This is a genomic window from Shewanella sp. Pdp11 (assembly GCF_002838165.1).
In the GTDB taxonomy this organism is placed as follows: Bacteria; Pseudomonadota; Gammaproteobacteria; order Enterobacterales; family Shewanellaceae; genus Shewanella; species Shewanella hafniensis.
In genome coordinates this window covers 3,836,752-3,854,666 of the sequence record NZ_CP015194.1, presented here as the reverse complement: position 1 = coordinate 3,854,666, position 17,915 = coordinate 3,836,752, and the positions used below count along the sequence as shown (strand labels likewise).

The following is a 17,915-nucleotide window of genomic DNA, read 5'->3' as shown; positions in this document are numbered from 1 at the left end:
AAAGGCGTTTGTCTTAATTGAATGGCTCATGTCCTGTTATCCGTTCTTCCGGCTCGTCGTCTTTTATATGCTACAATCTTGGCACTTCACATGGCTTATCAATCTTAAATATTTCAATGAGAAAAGGCATTTTACTGGCGGGCGGTACTGGCTCGCGTCTTTATCCTATGACGCAGGTTGTCTGTAAGCAATTACTGCCCATTTACGATAAACCTATGATTTATTATCCACTTGTCACCCTGATGCAGGCTGATATTCGAGACATCTTGATCATTTGCACTCCCCACGATTTGCCGCTATTTAAGGCATTACTCGATAAGCAGGTATTTGATGAAATGTAGCGCAACTGAGTTAGCCGAAGTGTTGGTGTTTGAACCGCAAGTCTTTGGGGATGAACGCGGTTTCTTTATGGAGACGTTTAGGCAATCCTATTTTGATGCCTGCTTTGCACAGCGGGGATTCGAGTCATGTGTGTTCGTGCAGGAGAATCACAGCCGATCGCAACGTAATGTCCTGCGAGGCTTGCATTTTCAACGGCGTAAACCGCAGGGTAAGTTAGTGCGGGTCTGTGCAGGGAGCATTTTTGATGTGGCCGTCGATATAAGGGCCGACTCAGCCACCTATGGGAAATGGGTTGGGCGAGTGCTATCGGCAGAGAATCATCTGCAAATGTGGATCCCACCGGGCTTTGCTCACGGTTTTTATGTTCTCAGCGATTATGCTGAAGTTATTTATCAATGTACCCAATATTATGATCCTGAAGATGAAAGTGTTATCGCGTGGAACAGTGCTGAATTTGCCATTGATTGGCCATTAATTACCGCACCGATTTTATCTGCGCGAGATAGTCTCGCCAGTGCAGCATCATAAAGCCAGCCTCGTCTTGTATTAAAAGGAAGGACAAGGCTGTGATATCGCCTAAAATGGCACTCGGTGTGCGGATTTCGGCAACCGATTGGTGGTTGGTGGTTGGGATTTATCCCAAAGCCTAGTGTTGGCAAAAGCATTAGAGAGCAGAAGTTGTGATTTTATTCATGTGAGTACTGGTGAGCTAAGTCCGCTGCAACAAATCCCCGTTGCTGAGTACTTTCAAGTGCCTTTTGCCGAGACCATTAAAGCTGAGGTCAACACGCCTGTGATTGCCGTGGGATTAATTACAGATGCTAATAAAGCGGAAACGATTTTGGCACAAGGGCAGGCCGATGCTATCGCGCTTGCTCGCACTATGCTCTATGACCCACATTGGCCTTGGCATGCGGCAGCAACACTCGGTGCGACTGTGAAAGCGCACCAACAGTATTTACGCTCATCGCCATATGGGATCAAGTCGCCAATAGAGTAGAGCGCTTAACTTGATATTTATCGGTGGCATTAAGTCCTCGATTTTTTAAACCGTTTTTATGGGCAGAAAACAAAACGGGCAAGAATTATCTTGCCCGTTTTTAGTTTTAACTCGTACACATTATTTAGCGGGTTCAACACTCGGTTTGGTATACCAAGGTGCTCGCGCATCAGTAACATCAAACAAGTTGTACTTACGTCCAAGCATTTGACCACCGTCACGGGTCAGTGGCATCCAAGACAAGAAAGCACGACTTTGAGTCGATTTTATGGTCATGAGATCGAATGGGATGGAAATATAGAAGCCCTTGGTAAAGCTACCTTCGCCGTATTCTTCTGCTGATAAATTGGTTTTAGTCGCAAATGCACCGACAATAACACCACTATCAAACTGTTTAGAGAAGTCAACCGTCACGCCTTTATCTTCGGTAAGATACTGCCCCGCACTTATTCTAAGCAAAGTATTGGGGAACCACTCCGGCTGGTAATAAGCCGTTGCATGCCCAGTCACAACACCGGTTTGCACTCGATAAGCCCGATTGGTTAGAGGGTCAAATTGGTTTTCGTCACTAAAAAAACCGAACATACTGTCGGGATCTCGCTGTTTCGCATAGTTAATATCAAAACCAAATGCCCATTGGCTATTGAGTGGACGATAGAGAAATTCTGTCCCCACACCGCCATACATCATCTCTAAATATCCGCCATAGGCTTGGTAGGAAATGTTATCACTAAGATTATCCATCCATGTCAATTGGAGGTTATTAACCCGCACTGGGTTATCATGAACGTACTGGCGTATTAACGTTCTTACTCGTTTCAAGTCGGTACCGTCTGGTGGTACGTCATATAAAAACTTATCGTAGTTATCGTATAAGTTGAGATAAAGAGAACCGCCAAATTCGAAATTATCGGTAAACTTATAGTTTGCACTCCCAGTAACACCGATATTAAACATGTAGAAGCCTTCTGAGCCTCCGAAGGATTGCACCATAGTGGGAGCAACATCGAAGCCTAATTTATCCAGCCAATCTTCATCAGTACGCGTTACTAACTCACCTTGAGGTAAGCGTGGGACAGCAACTTGACTCGCATCAGTAACCTTAGCATTGAGGTAACCAAAGCTGGCTACTTGGGCAAATTTTTCTGCATCAATACGCGTTTCTGTAATCGGCTGGCTATAATGGGTCTCAATTAAGCGATACTCTTTGATTTGAGTCAGATCGCTATTATTGGCAAGTATAGTGGCAGCCCTTTGGTGGGCTTCATTTCTATCACGATATTTAGTTTGCTCACCAACGACAGTAATACTGCCGGTATCGAGATAAATCTTGGCATTGTTATAACCAGCAATAGTTTGCAGTTCTTGAGATACCTTATTCCAGTCAATTGTTGTTTTTAACATTGCTTCTTTAGGCTGAACGATTAAATGAGTGTCAGCTATTTCTGCTTTGATGTATAGGCTGGTATCAGCCGTCGCAATGATATTTTCTGAAGGGCTAACACTATCTAAAGGAATATTGGCTGTTTGTACATGCGTTAACGGTGCCGCTGGTATTGGCTTATATTTAGCCGCAGCAGGATCGCGCTTTATCTGAGTTAAGGTATTGAAATTCGTTTGCAAACTAAAACCGAGCGTCCAAGTATTACCACGTTCATAACTTAAATGCAGATCGCCCCAGTCACCAAATCGATACAGTAAACCATAGTTGAATTTGCTGTCCTGTGGCATAGCATTCCTATCGCGGCCACGCACGACAGGGAAATCGGATTGATAATCGTTGCCGTCATATTCAAGCTTTAGACGCAACGGTTCCCATGGAGTTTGATACTCAACGCCACCGAATAGTGCTGCACAGCCCTTAAACCAACGCTGATAATCAACCGTTCCCCCTTTACCGCCATAGGAAGTGTCACGATCGCAGTTATAGTTAAGATCTTTTTTATCTGAAGTTAGGTTACCGCTATTGCCGATATAGCCCCAACCTATCCCCAGAGTGAAGTCTAGTGGGCCAACCCGTTTGGTCGCCGCAATAAACTCGCCATCGAACAAGCCTGTTCCGCCAAAGTCGCGCACACCGAAAGATGTTTCTGGGAGCCAGTTTGTTTCTTCAAGCAACCGAACTTTAAAGTCAATACCTTTATCTGTGTATTTAGTGTTACCACTGAAACTGGGATCGCTGCTATAGAGTAAATCCTGCACTTGGGTATAACGTACTGTGGTCTCAAACCAAGGAAACAATTGTACTGAGGCGTTAAAGTGTTGGTAGTCTTCGTTATAGCTAGTGGCAAAATTAAACTCGCCTTCAGGGGCCATACGGCCAGTCGGCATTTGCATTAAACCTACACCGCCAAAATCCGATTGCGAGGCTAAAAGTGTAGGATAGGAAAATTCATCTGCAGTTACTTGGAGCAATGGTAATAATGCCAACGATAGTGCAGATAATCGACCTAAGGTATGGATTGAGTGGCTAGACTTTTTCATTACAGAGCTCGATTCCTGAGTAATTCAACAATGTTTTCATTCAGTTGAGTGTAGTCATCAAATAGACTTGAAAACTCAACGTAGAGACTTGCTCCAGGAGCAATATCTTGCTCTTGATGATTCCAATAAGCGATGGGTTGTTTTATCGCTTTGCCATCGGGTTGAATAATCCACACAAAACTTGTTTCAGCATTATCGAGTAACCCTGCTTGTTTGAGGTAATCTTTGCTAGTCTTTTGGCCTTGCCATGTCAAATCCCCTGTTTGAGCTACTGCACCAAGCACTGTGACAGTGCTTGGACGAGGCGGTAAGACTAATAGGAAACGACCATCAATTAGCGAGTTGTATGAATCATTGATACGAATAAGGTCAATATCTAGAGGCTGCATTACGCGCTGCCCAAGTTGTAGACTGCGAATAAGTTGTGCGAGCTTAGCCAGTTTTGCGATGTAAGCACTGTCGTCTTTTACTTGGCCTATTTTAGCTAACTGGCTCAATACTTGCTGACGTTTCGTTTCTAAAGCGGCGGTATTTTGAATATCGAGTAATGCCGCACCTAACCAATAAATAGGAACAATCTCTTTATTCGTGGTTTTATTATATGCTGGGAGTTGCTGTAATCCGTCTTGTACTATTTTTTCTATACGCACTGCTGTCGGATAGTTTAGTTGAACCTGAGCATCCTGATTCGTAGATGTACTGATGAATAACTGGGTTTCAGCATGAACGGTTGCCGTTAGTGCTGAACTAAGTACAAGTGCCAATGGCGCGATGTAATATCTCATAATGGTTCCACTAAGATGCAAATGGCTTAAGTAAAGTTATATCGATAAAAGGCAGATTGGGTGCTATCTTCTGGCGGCTTTTAATGACGTGCCCATTATCCGGTTTTAACCAAAACTCATTTAAATATTGAATATTAAGACCTTCAACAGATACTAACTCGCTGTAATGCAATGCTTGAGTGGGAGTATCATTTATGAGTATCTTTTCCTCAGCGATAAAATCAAACTGTGAATTAAGTTTATACCCATAATGGTAGCCGGGTTGCCAGTCAAGTGTGCGAGTCCAAGTTTTAGGCGTACTATTTAGATGCAGACCTAGGAGAATAGGATCGGGTTCTGAACTTTCAATCGCGGCTAAATTGCCTGAGAGCAGACTATGAGTTCTCACCAAGCGCCCGTTCACTGTCACTAACATTGCTTTATCTGCAGAGAGCCATTTTAGCTCCATTGCTTCTGGCGCCGGTCTGACAGAGGTAAGAGTTTGTTTTGGTTCAGCAAATGCTAAAACTACAAATGCTTGAGGTGTCCCTTCTATCTTGACATAGATGCTGGAGTAGGGATTGGCTTCTATTTGCTCGGTGGTGAGCTTAATATCGCTCTCTCCAATGAAAGCCAATTTCATCGTATCGTTGAGGGCGCTAATTCGTTGACTACAGCCAGCGATACTCATTAATGCAATTGAGGCTGTGAGTAAGAGTAGTTTTTTATTTATACGCATCCGAGTTGCTTATTCTCAATAGTAATAAATATCTAATGTAGAGATATCTGAGACTTATTTCAATGAATGAAGTGATTCTCACTTTCTCTAAACGAGCAAAAAAAACAACCGCCAATAGGCGGTTGTTTAAAAGTCATTAATAACTGATTAGTTGCCAGTACCAGTGGTAGTATTAGTACCTGTGCTAGTGATAGGGTTACCATCAGAGCTGTTAGATACGATTACAGCCCCAGCAATCACTGCTCCAGCAGCAATACCACCTGCAGCAATACCACCAACTGCGCCACCTACACCGCCGCCAGATGCACCGCCAGCAGTAGTACTTGTAGTAGATGTATTTTCTTCACCTACCGCCTGAACTGCAACTGAACTGAGCATAGCGATAGAAGCTATAAGTGCTAGTGAAGTTTTTTTCATCGTGATTCCCTTTTAGAAAAAATTTAAGTGATTTTAGCTAATCTAGTAAAACATGATAGGGGATACTAGCTAAATGATCAATCTTAAATCCTAAAGAGGATTCAGGCTTTCGATTGAAATTTTACTCAACTTTAGCTAAGCCCATTTATTTTAATGAGTTATTTATATTTGCTATGAACACGCCATAGATACTTGCCATTATAAATCTGCTTTAGTCAATGAGTGCTGCATCATAGCTGTTAGCGATGAGATTCTGCGCTATTTTCTGACTTTAAACCAAAAAACGCTTTTAGTTCGTCGATTTGCTCCATGGCATCTTTGTAGCCTAGGTCGATCAACGCGCTGGTGTAGGTTTTTTCGAATAGTAGGTAAGACACGATACTCGAGTCGGATTGTCTATCAATGCCGATAAAACCGAGTAAGGTTTTTACTGCCCATGGCATGTCATCGTAGAAGCGGGCGGCAATTTTACTGAGGTCTTCGCTGGGCTTGATGACTAAGGTTTTAATCGGATGTAAGGCGAGCTTGTTACGGCTTGACTCGGGGATCAGGCTTAAGGTGTTATTGATCCTTTCGAGCCGCTCAAGGTCACTGTTTAAGGTATCTGAAAAGATAGTATCGAGCAGGTGGCCTGCTATGGTTGCTGTTTTCGGGTGATATTCCAGTTCCATTGGGAAGTGTTTGTGTGGGCTCTCTAGGTTAATGACTAAGAGTTTTTCTGCGCCTAAATGGATAGGGCTTGAGAGTGGTGCTAGCTGGTGGACTGAGCCATCGCCATAATAGGCTTGGTTGAGTTTAATCGAAGGAAACACCATAGGGATGGCCGAACTGGCGAGTAAGTGTTCAGTATTGAGCATCATACGTTCGCCGCTGCGCCGAGCGCGGGTCCAGTTTTCGATATCCCGTGAAGCTTGGAAAAAACTCACCGAACGTGAGTTGTTGTAGCAAGAGGCATCGACACTGAGAGCTGTGAGTGCGCCGCTGCGAATATTACGGTCGATGCGTTTGAAATCGATTAATTCATTGAGCAGTTTTCGCAGTGGATCGTTATCGAGCAGACTGCCCGCATCGGTATTCACCTTATCATCCTGCATGCCTTTGAGAGCCATTTTCCCAAGATGGCCAAGCACGCCTGTGATGGATGCGCGATAGACTTTGCGAGTTTCAAAATGGCGCCACACCCATTCGAGCTTTTTGACGCCAAGATGAAAACAAGAAGCATGAGTGGCAATAGAAGTACCATTGATGGCGCCTGCCGAGGTGCCACAAATGATTTTAAAGGGAATGCCGTGATTACGCGGATAAAGCTGAACCAGTGCTTTTAGCACGCCGACTTGATAGGCGGCTCTTGCGCCGCCGCCACCTAATACTAATGCAGTTGATGTAGGCAATCTTCAGACTCAATTTATTGTTTTAATAGTTTTATTAAAGCAACGCCGCCCTATAAAAAGCAAGTCGATAGACTTAATTAGTTGTAAATTTCGATTTCTCCTTTATTCGATTGCGACAACATTTCGCTTTAGACAATTAATCAGTACTTACCTTCGTTGTTGGGCTGAGGCCAAAGCAATGCTCTGCTGTTGGAAACTCAGCGGTTCTGACTTCTCTGGCGTATTCGGCGCAGGCGTGAGTGATTAAGGGACCTAAGTCGATATAGCGTTTAGCAAATTTAGGCGTGTAGTCAGAAAATAAGCCTAAAATGTCCTCAGTTACCAGCACTTGACCATCGCAGGCGGGGGAGGCGCCAATGCCGATGACTGGGATTGAGACTTCAGCGGTCACTGTGCGCGCCGCGAGTTCGGAGGTGCCTTCTATCAGTATGCTAAAAGCGCCAGCCTGTTCAAAGTCTTTCGCTAAACTAACGAGGGCTCCGATAGCGGCAGTATCCCTTGCTTGGGTTTTAAATCCACCTAATTGATTCACGTGCTGCGGCATTAATCCTATGTGTGGCATCACAGGGATCCCTCGCTGGGTTAAAAAGCGAGTGGTGTCGAGCATCTCTGCGCCACCCTCGAGTTTTACCGCCTGCGCTCCAGTACGTATCAACACTTGGCTGGCATGTCTAAAGGCTTGCTGAGGCGATTCTTGATAACTTCCAAAGGGCATATCGATAATCACGCAGGCATGTGCTGCGCCACGAGTGACAGCAAGGCCATGATTAATCATCATTTCTAAGGTAACTCCGAGTGTGGAGTCTTGCCCATAAACCACCATACCGACGGAGTCGCCGACAATAATCATATCCACATGGGGATCGATAAGTTCTGCCATCGGCTTTTCATAGGCGGTGAGGGCAACTATGGGGGTTTTACCTTTCATTTTTTGTAAAGTCACGGGCGTTACGCGGTTTTTATCCATGTGGATGCTCATGTCATCTCCAATCTGTTAAATCTGATAAGGCATGTTAGCGCTTGCAGCTTTGGTGTTGGCTCGATAGATTGACTTAATGTCTAGATAAAAAGACATTTCTTAAAATAAAAGGCGTTGCTAAATTGGCGTTGCTAAATTGAGAGGCACGCTAATACGAAAAGAAGCTTCGATATAAAAATCACCTTGGGCGATAACACCTTGAATCAAGCCAGCGACACGCATTTATCCCAGCAGCATATCACTCTGCATACTCAAGTGGCGCCATCACGTTTAGCCGCCGCAGGGCTAAGCGCGTCCATCATGTTGCTTAAGCGAGCGCTCAAACCGTTTGAACATGTGCAGCGCCATAGTCATTCTTGGGGACAGGTCATTTATGCCAGCCAAGGCGTGCTGAGTGTGATTACGCCTGCGGGGCGTTACATAGTGCCGCCTGAACAAGCGGTGTGGGTGCCGCCCTTTGTCGATCATGAGGTTATCGCGCTAGGTCAGGTGCAATTGAGCAGTCTGTATTTGGATGACACCCAGATAGGCGGGTTTCCACCCGACTGTACTTGTCTGACTGTGAAGCCTGTTTTGCAGTTGCTACTGCAAGAGGCTAATGCCTTGATGAAGAGTGAGGCTGGGCTGATTGATCCCGATTTTAAGGATAGCGTTATGCGCCTCTTGATGGTGATCCGTGACTTTATGGTGCTCGCGCCTAAGGTCGCTTTGGATTTACCTTATCCAAGGGATAAAAAATTACTGCGCATTACCGAGGCTTTGCTGGCGGATCCGAGCGAACAGCGCACTTTAGTGGATTGGCAGCGGGAGGTCGGCGCCTCGGCCCGCACGTTAGCGAGATTATTTAAACAGCAAACAGGGCTGACTTATAGCCAATGGCTGCAAAGGCTTAGATTGCAGGTGGCGATTCAAATGCTCAGCCGAGGTGAATCTGTGCTCACTACAGCGTTATCCTTAGGTTATGCCTCGGGTTCAGCCTTTGGGTATATGTTCAGACAGTTGATGGGCGTTGCTCCGAGTGAGTACCTATTAGCGCAAAATACCTTGCCAAAAGTACAGTGCCAAAAATACAAAGATAAACAGCCACAGATAAAAAGTAATGTCGCGAGTGATCGACGAAGGTCATTAAAAGTCCAATAAAAAGCCAAGAAAAAACGCACTTAAGCGGAGCTTAAGTGCGTTTCGTTTTGATCGTTAAACTTTTCTAGATTTCGCGTTGAGGCTTAGCCTTTCACTGCGTTTTTAAGGAAGTCGAGCAGTTGATCAAATGGGATATCTTGCTTTTCACCGGTGCGGCGGTTTTTGTATTCAAATACCCCAGCGTCGATATTGCGATCGCCAATCACCACAGTGTGTGGGATACCAATCAGTTCCATATCGGCAAACATCACACCTGGGCGCTCTTTACGATCGTCCAGTAATACGTCAATACCCGCTTCGCTTAAGTCTTTGTATAACTGCTCGGCGATATCGGTGACTCGGTGCGACTTGTGCATGTTCATTGGCAGAATGCCCACGCTAAATGGTGCAATCGCTTCTGGCCAAATGATGCCACGGTCATCGAAGTTTTGCTCGATGGCTGCGGCCACGATACGGCTTACGCCGACACCGTAACAACCCATTAATAGCACCTGTGACTTGCCGTTTTCGTCAAGTACAGTCGCGTTCATCGATTTAGAGTAATTAGTACCCAGTTGGAAAATATGACCCACTTCGATACCGCGTGCCATCGCATACGTGCCTAAACCATCGGGTGTTGGCTCGCCTTCGACTACGTTACGGATATCGGCAACTTGCGCTGTCGGCAGATCGCGTTCCCAGTTGATACCAAAGTAATGTTTGTCATCCACATTCGCACCAGCAGCAAAATCGCTCATGACGCTAACACTGTGGTCGATAACGATAGGGATGTTAAGACCAATAGGGCCAAGCGAACCTGGACCTGCGCCAATGGCGTCACGGATCAGTGCTTCTGGCGCCATTTCTACTGGTGATGCCACTAAGTCTAACTTGTCGGCTTTGACTTCGTTGAGTTCATGGTCACCGCGAACAATCAACGCCACTAGCGGAGCAGCTTCGGTCGCACCTTTAACGATCAAGGTTTTGACAGTTTTGGTGATATCCAGATCAAACTGCTCAACCAATTCAGCAATGGTTTTTGCATTTGGGGTATCGACTAAACGCAATGCTTCAGTGGCTGCGCCGCGTGGTTCAGTTGGCATAGGTGATTCAGCTTTCTCAATGTTAGCCGCGTAATCGCTGCCCGTTGAGTAAGCAATTAAATCTTCACCGCTTTGTGCCAGAACGTGGAACTCGTGTGACATGCTGCCACCGATAGAACCCGTATCAGCTAAAACTGGACGGAAAGCTAAGCCCATGCGCGTTAGAATGTTGCTATAGGCTGTGTACATGGCCTCATAGGTTTCATTCATGGTATCGACGTCAAGGTGGAAAGAGTAGGCGTCTTTCATCAAGAATTCGCGTGAGCGCATCATGCCAAAACGTGGGCGAACTTCGTCACGGAATTTGGTTTGGATTTGGTAAAGGTTTAGCGGTAACTGCTTGTATGAGCTGACTTCTTTACGAATAAGATCGGTGATCACTTCTTCGTGGGTTGGACCTAGAACGAAGTCACGGTTGTGGCGATCTTTAAAGCGCAGCAGCTCAGGACCAAACTTTTCCCAACGACCTGTTTCTACCCACAAGTCTGCCGGTTGCACCATAGGCATTAGAATTTCAATTGCACCGGCTTTGTTCATTTCTTCACGAACAATGGCTTCGACTTTACGCAGTACACGTAAGCCCGTGGGGAGATAGCTATAAAGGCCCGACGCATTACGACGGATCATGCCCGCACGTAACATTAATTGATGACTAATGACTTCTGCGTTGGCAGGAGTTTCTTTCTGTGTTGATAGCAGGTACTTGCTGACGCGCATTACCGATGTCCAAATTTGAGTTGAATGGTCGCCATTTTATCACCTGCTTTGATGATGTCACCTACGTATTTAGGTTAAATTCAACTAGCTGGGAGATAAATAGCATTTTTTTATGCTGGATAACGGATAACGGATAACGGATAACGGATAACGGATAACGGATAACGGATAACGGATAACGGATAACGGATAACGAATAACGGATAACAGAAGGAAGAGCGCTGTGCTGTTAGAACGTGACTTCGTCACTGCTAGTATCAAGATTATCCTTACTGCTTACTTATCCCGTCTATCGCCAATCACTTTGGCGGGGTTGCCTGCCACTATCGCCCAGTCGGGCACATCTTTCGTCACTATGCTGCCCATACCCACCACAGCGTGATCGCCAATGCTCACACCATCGACTATGCCTGCCTGAGCGCCAATCCACACATCTTTACCAATAACAATGCCTTTGGAGTTGGCAGCTTGTTGATATATGGGCGTATTTGGCGCCATGCCATGGTTGAAGGCATAAATAGTGACATTATTAGCGATGCGAGTCTGGCTGCCAATCTGAATACCGACTCTGCCGCCATCGAAGGAGCAACCATGATTAATTGCCACTTCGTCCCCTAGCGTGATTGGGCCGTGTAAAAAACAGTCGGCGGCGATCATGCAGCGATTACCCATGCGGATATCGCGATTGGGTTCGGCAAATAATTGCGCTTCGGGAGCGATAAAACAATGCTCGCCGATGTTGACTGTTTCGAGGGAACAAAGTCTTGCTTGGATCTCATCCTGCCAAGGTTTTGCCCAGACTAAATGTTTCTCTTTTAAAGAGAAATACAGCCACGGCATCCAAGAGAGCCGCTTTTTATGCTGGCTTTGATAATCAGGTAAAGATGCTGGTTCTGAGCTAGGCGTAGACATTTAGCCACATTTCCCCAGTTTGAGTTCCAGTACCAAGATGTATTCTTGGTCATTATCATCGACTGCCATTTGCCAAAATACATCTAAATCATAGAGGGCGACTTGGTATAACTTAGGATCGTCCTTGGCTTTTTTATAGGCGGGGCGTGGATCTTGACCCAAGACTCCGCGGATAAGCACGGCTAAATCTGTGTAGGTTTCCTGCTGGGCGTAACGTTCAATCTGTGCCTTGGCATTATCGGAATACACCACTGAAATCAGTTTTGGGGCGTCTTGAGCAATGCCGCCGACTGCATCGGTAATCGAATCCGAGAAAGGAATGTAAGGCTTAATATCGATAATGGGCGTGCCATCGACCAGATCCATACCGGAAATCTCAAGGCAAACTTTGCCCTTGCGCTGCACTACGCCGTGCAGTTTCACCACAGACTGACCAATGCCATTGGGGCGAAAAGTGGAGCGAGTGGCGAATACGCCGAGTTTTTCATTGCCGCCTAATCGCGGTGGCCGTACTGTGGTTTTCCAACCTTGGGCAAGATTTTCATGGAAGCAAAATAGCAACCAGAGATGGGAATATTGCTCTATGCCACGCACCGCATCGATATGATTGACATGGGGTTCGAGTTCGACATAGCCGCGAGCCTCAACGAGTCCGGGTTGTCTTGGAATGCCAAACTTTTGTTTATAGGGGGTGCGGCAGGTCGCTACTGCGACAATTTGGTTGGTAAATGTCATGCAAAAAATTACCTAAAAGGGTAAGTATCATAACCGCCTAAGTTCATCATTCTAAGCTCATCATTAAGGCCCATCTTTGAGCGCTAATTATGCAGCGTTAGCCATGAATTCTTGCTCATGGAACATCAGCCATTAAGCGGTTGATACGGGCAATCTTAGATCATCGAATCGCGAGCAGTGTGTTGCTTGCGTGGGATTTACTCTGCGGTAGCCGTTTTAACTGCTTGGCCGACGCACATGGCGCGGCTGATACAACCTTGGGCGGCTTCATCTAACATCACACATTGTTTGATGATAATGCCGTTAGCACCTTTATCTGCGGCGTTACGGCGGGCTTCGGTTCTGGCATCGGCTAATGACGCAGGTACGCTGTTGACATCGGGCTGACAGGATTCCCCTTGGACCAAACCTTTTAATTCGTAATGACCTTTTGGCAAGGTATCGCCTTCATAGAGGGTGACATCGGATGCCTTAAAATAGTCATTGATCGCCTCACCGTCCAAATTACTGTTAAAACTGTAGTCGCTTGCACAGGCACTGAGCAGTAGCACTAATGCACTTGAGAGGATAATTTTCATGGTTTGACCTGAGATTGAGGAGAAAACTGCGCAGCCCTGGTAGGCTGCGCCGATGCGATATTATTATCTGAGTAAATTCTACCGCTTAAGGTACTTTTGATAAAGCTGCTGATGGCGATTATTCAGATCTATCTGCCGTCCTTCAATCCAGATAGCCTGAATCTTATTGGTCATAGGGTCGAGAATGTCTCCCTCGGACAATACAACACTGCCTTGGTATCCCATGGCAATCGCCCCTAAATCCTCGACACCTAACAGTTTTGCGGCATCTAAGGTGATGGACTTAAGCGCTTGCTCAGGCGTTAAACCATAGGCGGCGCTATAACCTGCTGCGTAGGGTAAGTTACGGCTGTTCCAGTCCGATGAAAACCCTAGGGCGAAGGGAATTCCGGCATTGGCGAGCAAGGAGGGGATTTTAAAGGGCAAATCCACTGGTTCATCCTTACGCTTAGGCAGACTCAAGGTATGAGGATAAATGACCCCCGCCTTAACCTCCCTCAGGCTTGAGGCCAAACGCCATGCATCGTATCCGCCGACAATTACCAATTTGAATTGGTATTTTTTTGTCAGGGCAATCACTTGCTCAATTTGACCAACACTGTCGGCATGGGCAAACAGTGTCGCTTTACCTTGGTATAGCGGCAACATAGCCTGCCAGCGCAGGTTGTTGGTTGCAGACTGTGGATCTTCATTCTTGTTGTTTTTACCGCTGGCCTTATCACTTAAGAAATAGCGATAGCCATCCTCAAAGGCTATATTGAGCTGGTCGATTGCTTGTTGATTTTTCTCGATGGCTTTGGCTTTCTTTTTTTCATCTTCTGGCATGCGTTTAATTTGCGGCCAGTAGACATGGAACTGCCCTGCACTAGGTGTCAGTGCATCCTCAATCGTCCACGCATCGAGATCCACTAGTACCGATTGGCCAGCAATACCATCGCCGCTCGGGACGATTTGCGCGTGGGTAATGCCGTTGAACCGTATGGTCGGGATGAGCTCCGAATCCGCATTGTAAGCTGTGGCTGTGCTGATCTGCGGATTGATATAACCCACCTCGGCGTTATCGACCGTGGGGCGGCTCATTTCAATTTCAACTAAGCCTAAGCTGGTATCTAGGGCAATTAAGCCCGGATACAAGTGTTTACCGCTAGCATCGACGACTTGAGTGTCACTGGTTTCTACGGTTGCACTGTTGATTTGGCTGGTGAGTTGAGGCCCAACAGCCGTGATCTTGCCATTTTCAATCAAGACATCAGTGTTGCTGAGCACGCCTTGACTGACTGTGTGCACTGTGGCGTTTTTAATCAGTACGCTGCGGCTTTGTTTAGGTGTAGGCACGATATCGCTTGCCATCGCTGGGGCCAGCGTGGTGCAAATCGCGCCCAGTAGCGCCGCAAACAAAACCGGTTTAGATGAATGTTGCATTATTTGGCTCCCTCATGAGTGTGGCCCCATGCTTGATAGTGGGTGTCGCAGTGCCACTGTGGCTCGTTAAGTGGCGTGACTTTTTCACCCGCTTTGGCTTGATCATCGCTGCTGAGAATTTTTTGGATAAGTGCGGCGCGCTCGTTGACTACGGCTTGCTGGGCGACTTGGTCTTGGTCGCGGTCAAAGTAGCGTTTTCCTTCAACCCATGCCTGCGTCACTTTGGCATAAATCGACAATGGCTCTGCGTTCCACAGCACGATATCGGCCATTTTTCCTGGGGTGAGTGAACCCACAAATTCATCGACTCTTAATTGCTTGGCCGGATTAATAGTGACCATGTTCCAAGCATCTTCCTTCGACATATTACAATACATCATAGACTTCGCCGCTTCTTGGTTGAGTCTGCGCTGCATTTCATAGTCGTCTGAGTTTATGCTAGTGGTCACGCCTTTGTTTTGCATCAAACACGCGTTTTGTGGAATCGCGTCGTACACCTCAAACTTATAGGCCCACCAATCGGCAAAGGTCGAAGCGCCAGCGCCATGGGCGGCCAGTTCACTCGCCACTTTGTAACCTTCGAGCACATGGGTAAAGGTCTGCACTTTAAAGTGATAAGCCTCGGCTAAGCGGATAAACATCAGAATTTCTGACTGCACGTAAGAATGAATGTGCACATCACGTCGCTGATTTAATACTTCGGCCACTGCTTGCAGACGGTAACTTGGGCGCGGTGCAACGGTTTTTTTCTTATCGCTGGAGCGCAGGTCATCATAGGCTTTTAACGCATTTTCATAGGCGATGGCAGCATCGAAGGTCTCTTCAAATAAGGCTTTGACTCCCATACGCGTTTGCGGGAAGCGCTGCACAAATTTCTCGCCCCAATTACTCTGTTTGACGTTTTCACCTAAAGCAAACTTGATACTGGCGGGCGCGTTAGCAAATTTGAGTTGTTCGGCTGGCTCACCCCATTTCATTTTGATCAGTTGCGATTGGCCGCCAATTGGATTGGCGCTGCCGTGGAGTAATTGCGCGCTGGTGACGCCGCCCGCTAAGGCCCGATAGATTGAAATATCGTCGGGATTAATAATATCGCCAATGCGTACCTCAGAGGTCACAGCATCCGTGCCTTCGTTGGTGCCACCATTAATGGCGATATGTGAGTGTTCATCAATAATGCCCGCAGTAAGATGTTTACCTGTTGCATCTAGGACTTGATAACCAGAAGGCGTACTGAGTTGCTGGCCAATTTTTTCGATGCGGCCATTGGCCATCAAGAGATCTGCATGTTCGAGAATGCCTTGCTTATCCGAGGTCCACAGGGTGGCATTTTTGATGTGCAGCTTCTCGACCTTAGGTGCTTCGCTCAGTCCATAAGCAACGTTAGGGAAGGTGAGGTGACTCACTAGGCTCGTGTTGGCTTTATCCTTGGGTGCTTGATGGTCATCTTGAGTGGCATTATCAACCGCTGCAGTTTGCGCTATCGCAATACCGGCAACATTTGTGGTGCGACTCTTGGCATCGACCATACGACCTTGAATGCCGTCATCTGCCATCCACAGCGTAAAGCGGCTAAGACCATTGATGCCCGCGGCGCTCAAATCGGCAGTAAAGCTTAATCGACCGTCGTCATCTAATTTAAGTTGGGTGAGCGCGATACTTTGCTCGCCACTGCTTAAGCTGCCTTGGATTTTGGGTTTATCACCTTTGCTCGCATCTTGCAGCGATAAATCCAGTGTGAGGTTATTGAGGCTTAATTGGTAATCCCCCAGTAATCTTGCTTGGGGCAGTGAGCGAAGACTTTGCTGCTGACCTTGCAACCAAACACTGTAGATCTGGCCATCTTTAAAGATATTGCCTTTAGTGATAACAAAGTCTGCCATGTAACCGGGTGCGAGTTTGCCGGTAAAATCTGCGGTGCCTGTCATCTCGGCGGCTTGGGTGGTCAGTGCAGCTAAGGCTTGATCTTCAGTTAAACCTTGGACAATGGCTTGGCGCAGGCGCGGCCAAAAAGCATCGGTCTTAATACCAAATTGTGTTAGTGCGAAGGGAATACCTGCTTTGGCAACTTCTGCTGGATTGGTTGGCGCACGTTCCCACTGTCTTAAATCCGCCAGGGATACTTCGCGATCGGCATCATCTGTCCCGACATCGGGCGGCTGTGGATAGTTTAAAGGCAAGATTAACGGGTAGTTCAGCGCCTTTAACTCATTGATGCGCGAGTATTCTTGACCATTACCGAGCAGGTTGGCTGGCAATTTATGTTCTTTGAGTAAATGGGCGGCACGCAATTGATCGTTGAGATTTTTGGTTTCAAAGATAATTTGCTTATCGGCTAAATTATCTAAGCGCTCAAAGGCGATATTAAATTCGACTTGATTGTTTATTGCGCCATTGGCCGATTTGTTTTTATTTTGGTTATACCAATTGGCGTCGGCAAAGGTTTGTCTAATAAGCGCAATACTGCCCATTAATGATGACGGATAATCTTGTTCAGATGAGCCTTTATCAAATGCCATAAAAGGTTGACTGCGGGCACGATAAATCACTTCGTTGGCGGTTTTGTCTGCTAATGACAGACTGACAGCCGTCCCTCGGAAGATTCCGTCGAGTTTGCTACTTTGCACACTCGTAAAGCCATTATTGATCCACTCTTTAGCGCGTTCTTTATTGGGATAAACGTAATTAAACCATTCTTTTTCAGAATGAATTGCACCATTGTCTGCATTGCCGCCGATACGTTTAATATCGTAGACAGGACGAGTGAGCCCAAGTTTTGGATATTCGAACTCAATCCCATAATCGGTGAAAGGATCGATAAATCCAGGGTAAATAGTATAACCACTCAAATCGATTTTAAATGCACCAGCGGGAATGTCACCGTGCTCAATAATGGCTTTAATTCGATTATTTTCAACCAATAAAGTGGCATCGCTTAAACGCTTACCCGGCGTAATGATTAATTCAGCATGGGTAAAAGCCGTGAGTTTATTGGAGGTTGTCCCTGTATTGATTTGGGCATATGTGGTCTGTGAGACTAAGCTAGCGATCATGCTGCAGCTTATAATTATCTTATTGTTTATCTGCATTATTTTATTCAATCGGGTGAGGGTGAATAAAGAGTAACTGAAAGCAGATGTAAATACTAAGGTTGAATTGTAACGCAATTTGAGCGGGAATGAGGCGTGGGATTAACGCTTGTTGTTTTAGATT

The 17,915-nt window shown here is 46.2% G+C and carries 14 protein-coding genes and 2 pseudogenes; 4 read left to right on the top strand and 12 right to left on the bottom strand.

All coding sequences use genetic code 11. The annotated features are described in order from the left end of the window. Window positions 1-116 precede the first annotated feature (116 nt). From AYJ58_RS17030 to AYJ58_RS17020, 3 genes and pseudogenes are all read left to right on the top strand, one after another. Window positions 117-314, top strand: a pseudogene (locus tag AYJ58_RS17030) (sugar phosphate nucleotidyltransferase); the annotation flags it as partial. A 16-nt stretch (window positions 315-330) separates the two neighbouring features. Then, window positions 331-870, top strand: a complete 540-nt coding sequence (gene rfbC / locus AYJ58_RS17025) for a dTDP-4-dehydrorhamnose 3,5-epimerase (protein ID WP_106651027.1) — start codon at window positions 331-333, stop codon at window positions 868-870. Between the two features lie 32 nt (window positions 871-902). Next, window positions 903-1,342: pseudogene (locus tag AYJ58_RS17020) on the top strand (oxidoreductase); the annotation flags it as partial. Window positions 1,343-1,462: 120 nt separating this feature from the next. Here AYJ58_RS17020 and AYJ58_RS17015 read toward each other — a convergent pair. The 6 genes from AYJ58_RS17015 to panB all read right to left on the bottom strand — a co-directional run bounded on the left by AYJ58_RS17015 (window position 1,463) and on the right by panB (window position 8,116). After that, a complete protein-coding gene (locus AYJ58_RS17015) occupies window positions 1,463-3,826 on the bottom strand; it encodes a YjbH domain-containing protein (RefSeq protein ID WP_106651026.1) in 2,364 nt (787 codons plus the stop codon). Beyond that, window positions 3,826-4,611, bottom strand: a complete 786-nt coding sequence (locus AYJ58_RS17010; protein WP_106651025.1) for a capsule biosynthesis GfcC family protein — start codon at window positions 4,609-4,611, stop codon at window positions 3,826-3,828. Before AYJ58_RS17010 ends, AYJ58_RS17015 begins: the two co-directional genes overlap by 1 nt. Window positions 4,612-4,621: 10 nt before the next feature. After that, complete coding sequence (locus tag AYJ58_RS17005) at window positions 4,622-5,329, bottom strand: YjbF family lipoprotein (protein WP_106651024.1); 708 nt, start codon at window positions 5,327-5,329, stop codon at window positions 4,622-4,624. Between the two features lie 147 nt (window positions 5,330-5,476). Next, the gene (locus AYJ58_RS17000; RefSeq protein WP_106651023.1) at window positions 5,477-5,746 is read right to left on the bottom strand and encodes a hypothetical protein; all 270 of its coding nucleotides are present in this window, start codon (window positions 5,744-5,746) and stop codon (window positions 5,477-5,479) included. 239 nt (window positions 5,747-5,985) lie between these two features. Further along, window positions 5,986-7,137, bottom strand: coding sequence for a patatin-like phospholipase family protein (locus AYJ58_RS16995; RefSeq protein WP_106651022.1), 1,152 nt, complete (start codon window positions 7,135-7,137; stop codon window positions 5,986-5,988). Window positions 7,138-7,273: 136 nt separating this feature from the next. After that, window positions 7,274-8,116, bottom strand: a complete 843-nt coding sequence (gene panB / locus AYJ58_RS16990) for a 3-methyl-2-oxobutanoate hydroxymethyltransferase (protein ID WP_106651021.1) — start codon at window positions 8,114-8,116, stop codon at window positions 7,274-7,276. Between the two features lie 183 nt (window positions 8,117-8,299). Between panB and AYJ58_RS16985 the strand changes: the two genes are divergently transcribed. Continuing rightward, window positions 8,300-9,256, top strand: a complete 957-nt coding sequence (locus AYJ58_RS16985) for an AraC family transcriptional regulator (protein WP_106651020.1) — start codon at window positions 8,300-8,302, stop codon at window positions 9,254-9,256. An 83-nt stretch (window positions 9,257-9,339) separates the two neighbouring features. On the opposite strand, the gene AYJ58_RS16980 is transcribed toward AYJ58_RS16985, so the two are convergent. From AYJ58_RS16980 to AYJ58_RS16955, 6 genes are all read right to left on the bottom strand, one after another. Then, window positions 9,340-11,055: a proline--tRNA ligase gene (locus AYJ58_RS16980; RefSeq protein ID WP_106651019.1), complete on the bottom strand. Its 1,716-nt coding sequence runs from the start codon at window positions 11,053-11,055 to the stop codon at window positions 9,340-9,342. A gap of 276 nt (window positions 11,056-11,331) precedes the next feature. Beyond that, window positions 11,332-11,967: an acyltransferase gene (locus tag AYJ58_RS16975; protein WP_106651018.1), complete on the bottom strand. Its 636-nt coding sequence runs from the start codon at window positions 11,965-11,967 to the stop codon at window positions 11,332-11,334. Continuing rightward, entirely contained in the window at window positions 11,968-12,702 is a 735-nt protein-coding gene (gene tsaA, locus AYJ58_RS16970; RefSeq protein WP_106651017.1) for a tRNA (N6-threonylcarbamoyladenosine(37)-N6)-methyltransferase TrmO, read from the bottom strand. It lies immediately after the preceding gene. Between the two features lie 197 nt (window positions 12,703-12,899). Then, window positions 12,900-13,280: an Rcs stress response system protein RcsF gene (rcsF, locus tag AYJ58_RS16965; RefSeq protein WP_106651016.1), complete on the bottom strand. Its 381-nt coding sequence runs from the start codon at window positions 13,278-13,280 to the stop codon at window positions 12,900-12,902. 78 nt (window positions 13,281-13,358) lie between these two features. Further along, window positions 13,359-14,702 carry an amidohydrolase family protein gene (locus tag AYJ58_RS16960; RefSeq protein ID WP_106651015.1) on the bottom strand — a complete coding sequence of 448 codons (1,344 nt, stop codon included), beginning with the start codon at window positions 14,700-14,702 and terminating at the stop codon, window positions 13,359-13,361. Then, entirely contained in the window at window positions 14,702-17,791 is a 3,090-nt protein-coding gene (locus AYJ58_RS16955; RefSeq protein WP_106651014.1) for an amidohydrolase family protein, read from the bottom strand. Before AYJ58_RS16955 ends, AYJ58_RS16960 begins: the two co-directional genes overlap by 1 nt. Window positions 17,792-17,915: the final 124 nt, after the last annotated feature.

What these genes read in the sequence shown, in the direction of transcription:
- rfbC (WP_106651027.1), top strand. Translation starts at nt 331, where the DNA reads ATGAAATGTAGCGCAACTGAGTTAGCCGAAGTGTTGGTGTTTGAACCG.
- AYJ58_RS17015 (WP_106651026.1), bottom strand. Translation starts at nt 3,826, where the DNA reads ATGAAAAAGTCTAGCCACTCAATCCATACCTTAGGTCGATTATCTGCA.
- AYJ58_RS17010 (WP_106651025.1), bottom strand. Translation starts at nt 4,611, where the DNA reads ATGAGATATTACATCGCGCCATTGGCACTTGTACTTAGTTCAGCACTA.
- AYJ58_RS17005 (WP_106651024.1), bottom strand. Translation starts at nt 5,329, where the DNA reads ATGCGTATAAATAAAAAACTACTCTTACTCACAGCCTCAATTGCATTA.
- AYJ58_RS17000 (WP_106651023.1), bottom strand. Translation starts at nt 5,746, where the DNA reads ATGAAAAAAACTTCACTAGCACTTATAGCTTCTATCGCTATGCTCAGT.
- panB (WP_106651021.1), bottom strand. Translation starts at nt 8,116, where the DNA reads ATGAGCATCCACATGGATAAAAACCGCGTAACGCCCGTGACTTTACAA.
- AYJ58_RS16980 (WP_106651019.1), bottom strand. Translation starts at nt 11,055, where the DNA reads ATGCGCGTCAGCAAGTACCTGCTATCAACACAGAAAGAAACTCCTGCC.
- AYJ58_RS16975 (WP_106651018.1), bottom strand. Translation starts at nt 11,967, where the DNA reads ATGTCTACGCCTAGCTCAGAACCAGCATCTTTACCTGATTATCAAAGC.
- tsaA (WP_106651017.1), bottom strand. Translation starts at nt 12,702, where the DNA reads ATGACATTTACCAACCAAATTGTCGCAGTAGCGACCTGCCGCACCCCC.
- rcsF (WP_106651016.1), bottom strand. Translation starts at nt 13,280, where the DNA reads ATGAAAATTATCCTCTCAAGTGCATTAGTGCTACTGCTCAGTGCCTGT.
- AYJ58_RS16960 (WP_106651015.1), bottom strand. Translation starts at nt 14,702, where the DNA reads ATGCAACATTCATCTAAACCGGTTTTGTTTGCGGCGCTACTGGGCGCG.
- AYJ58_RS16955 (WP_106651014.1), bottom strand. Translation starts at nt 17,791, where the DNA reads ATGCAGATAAACAATAAGATAATTATAAGCTGCAGCATGATCGCTAGC.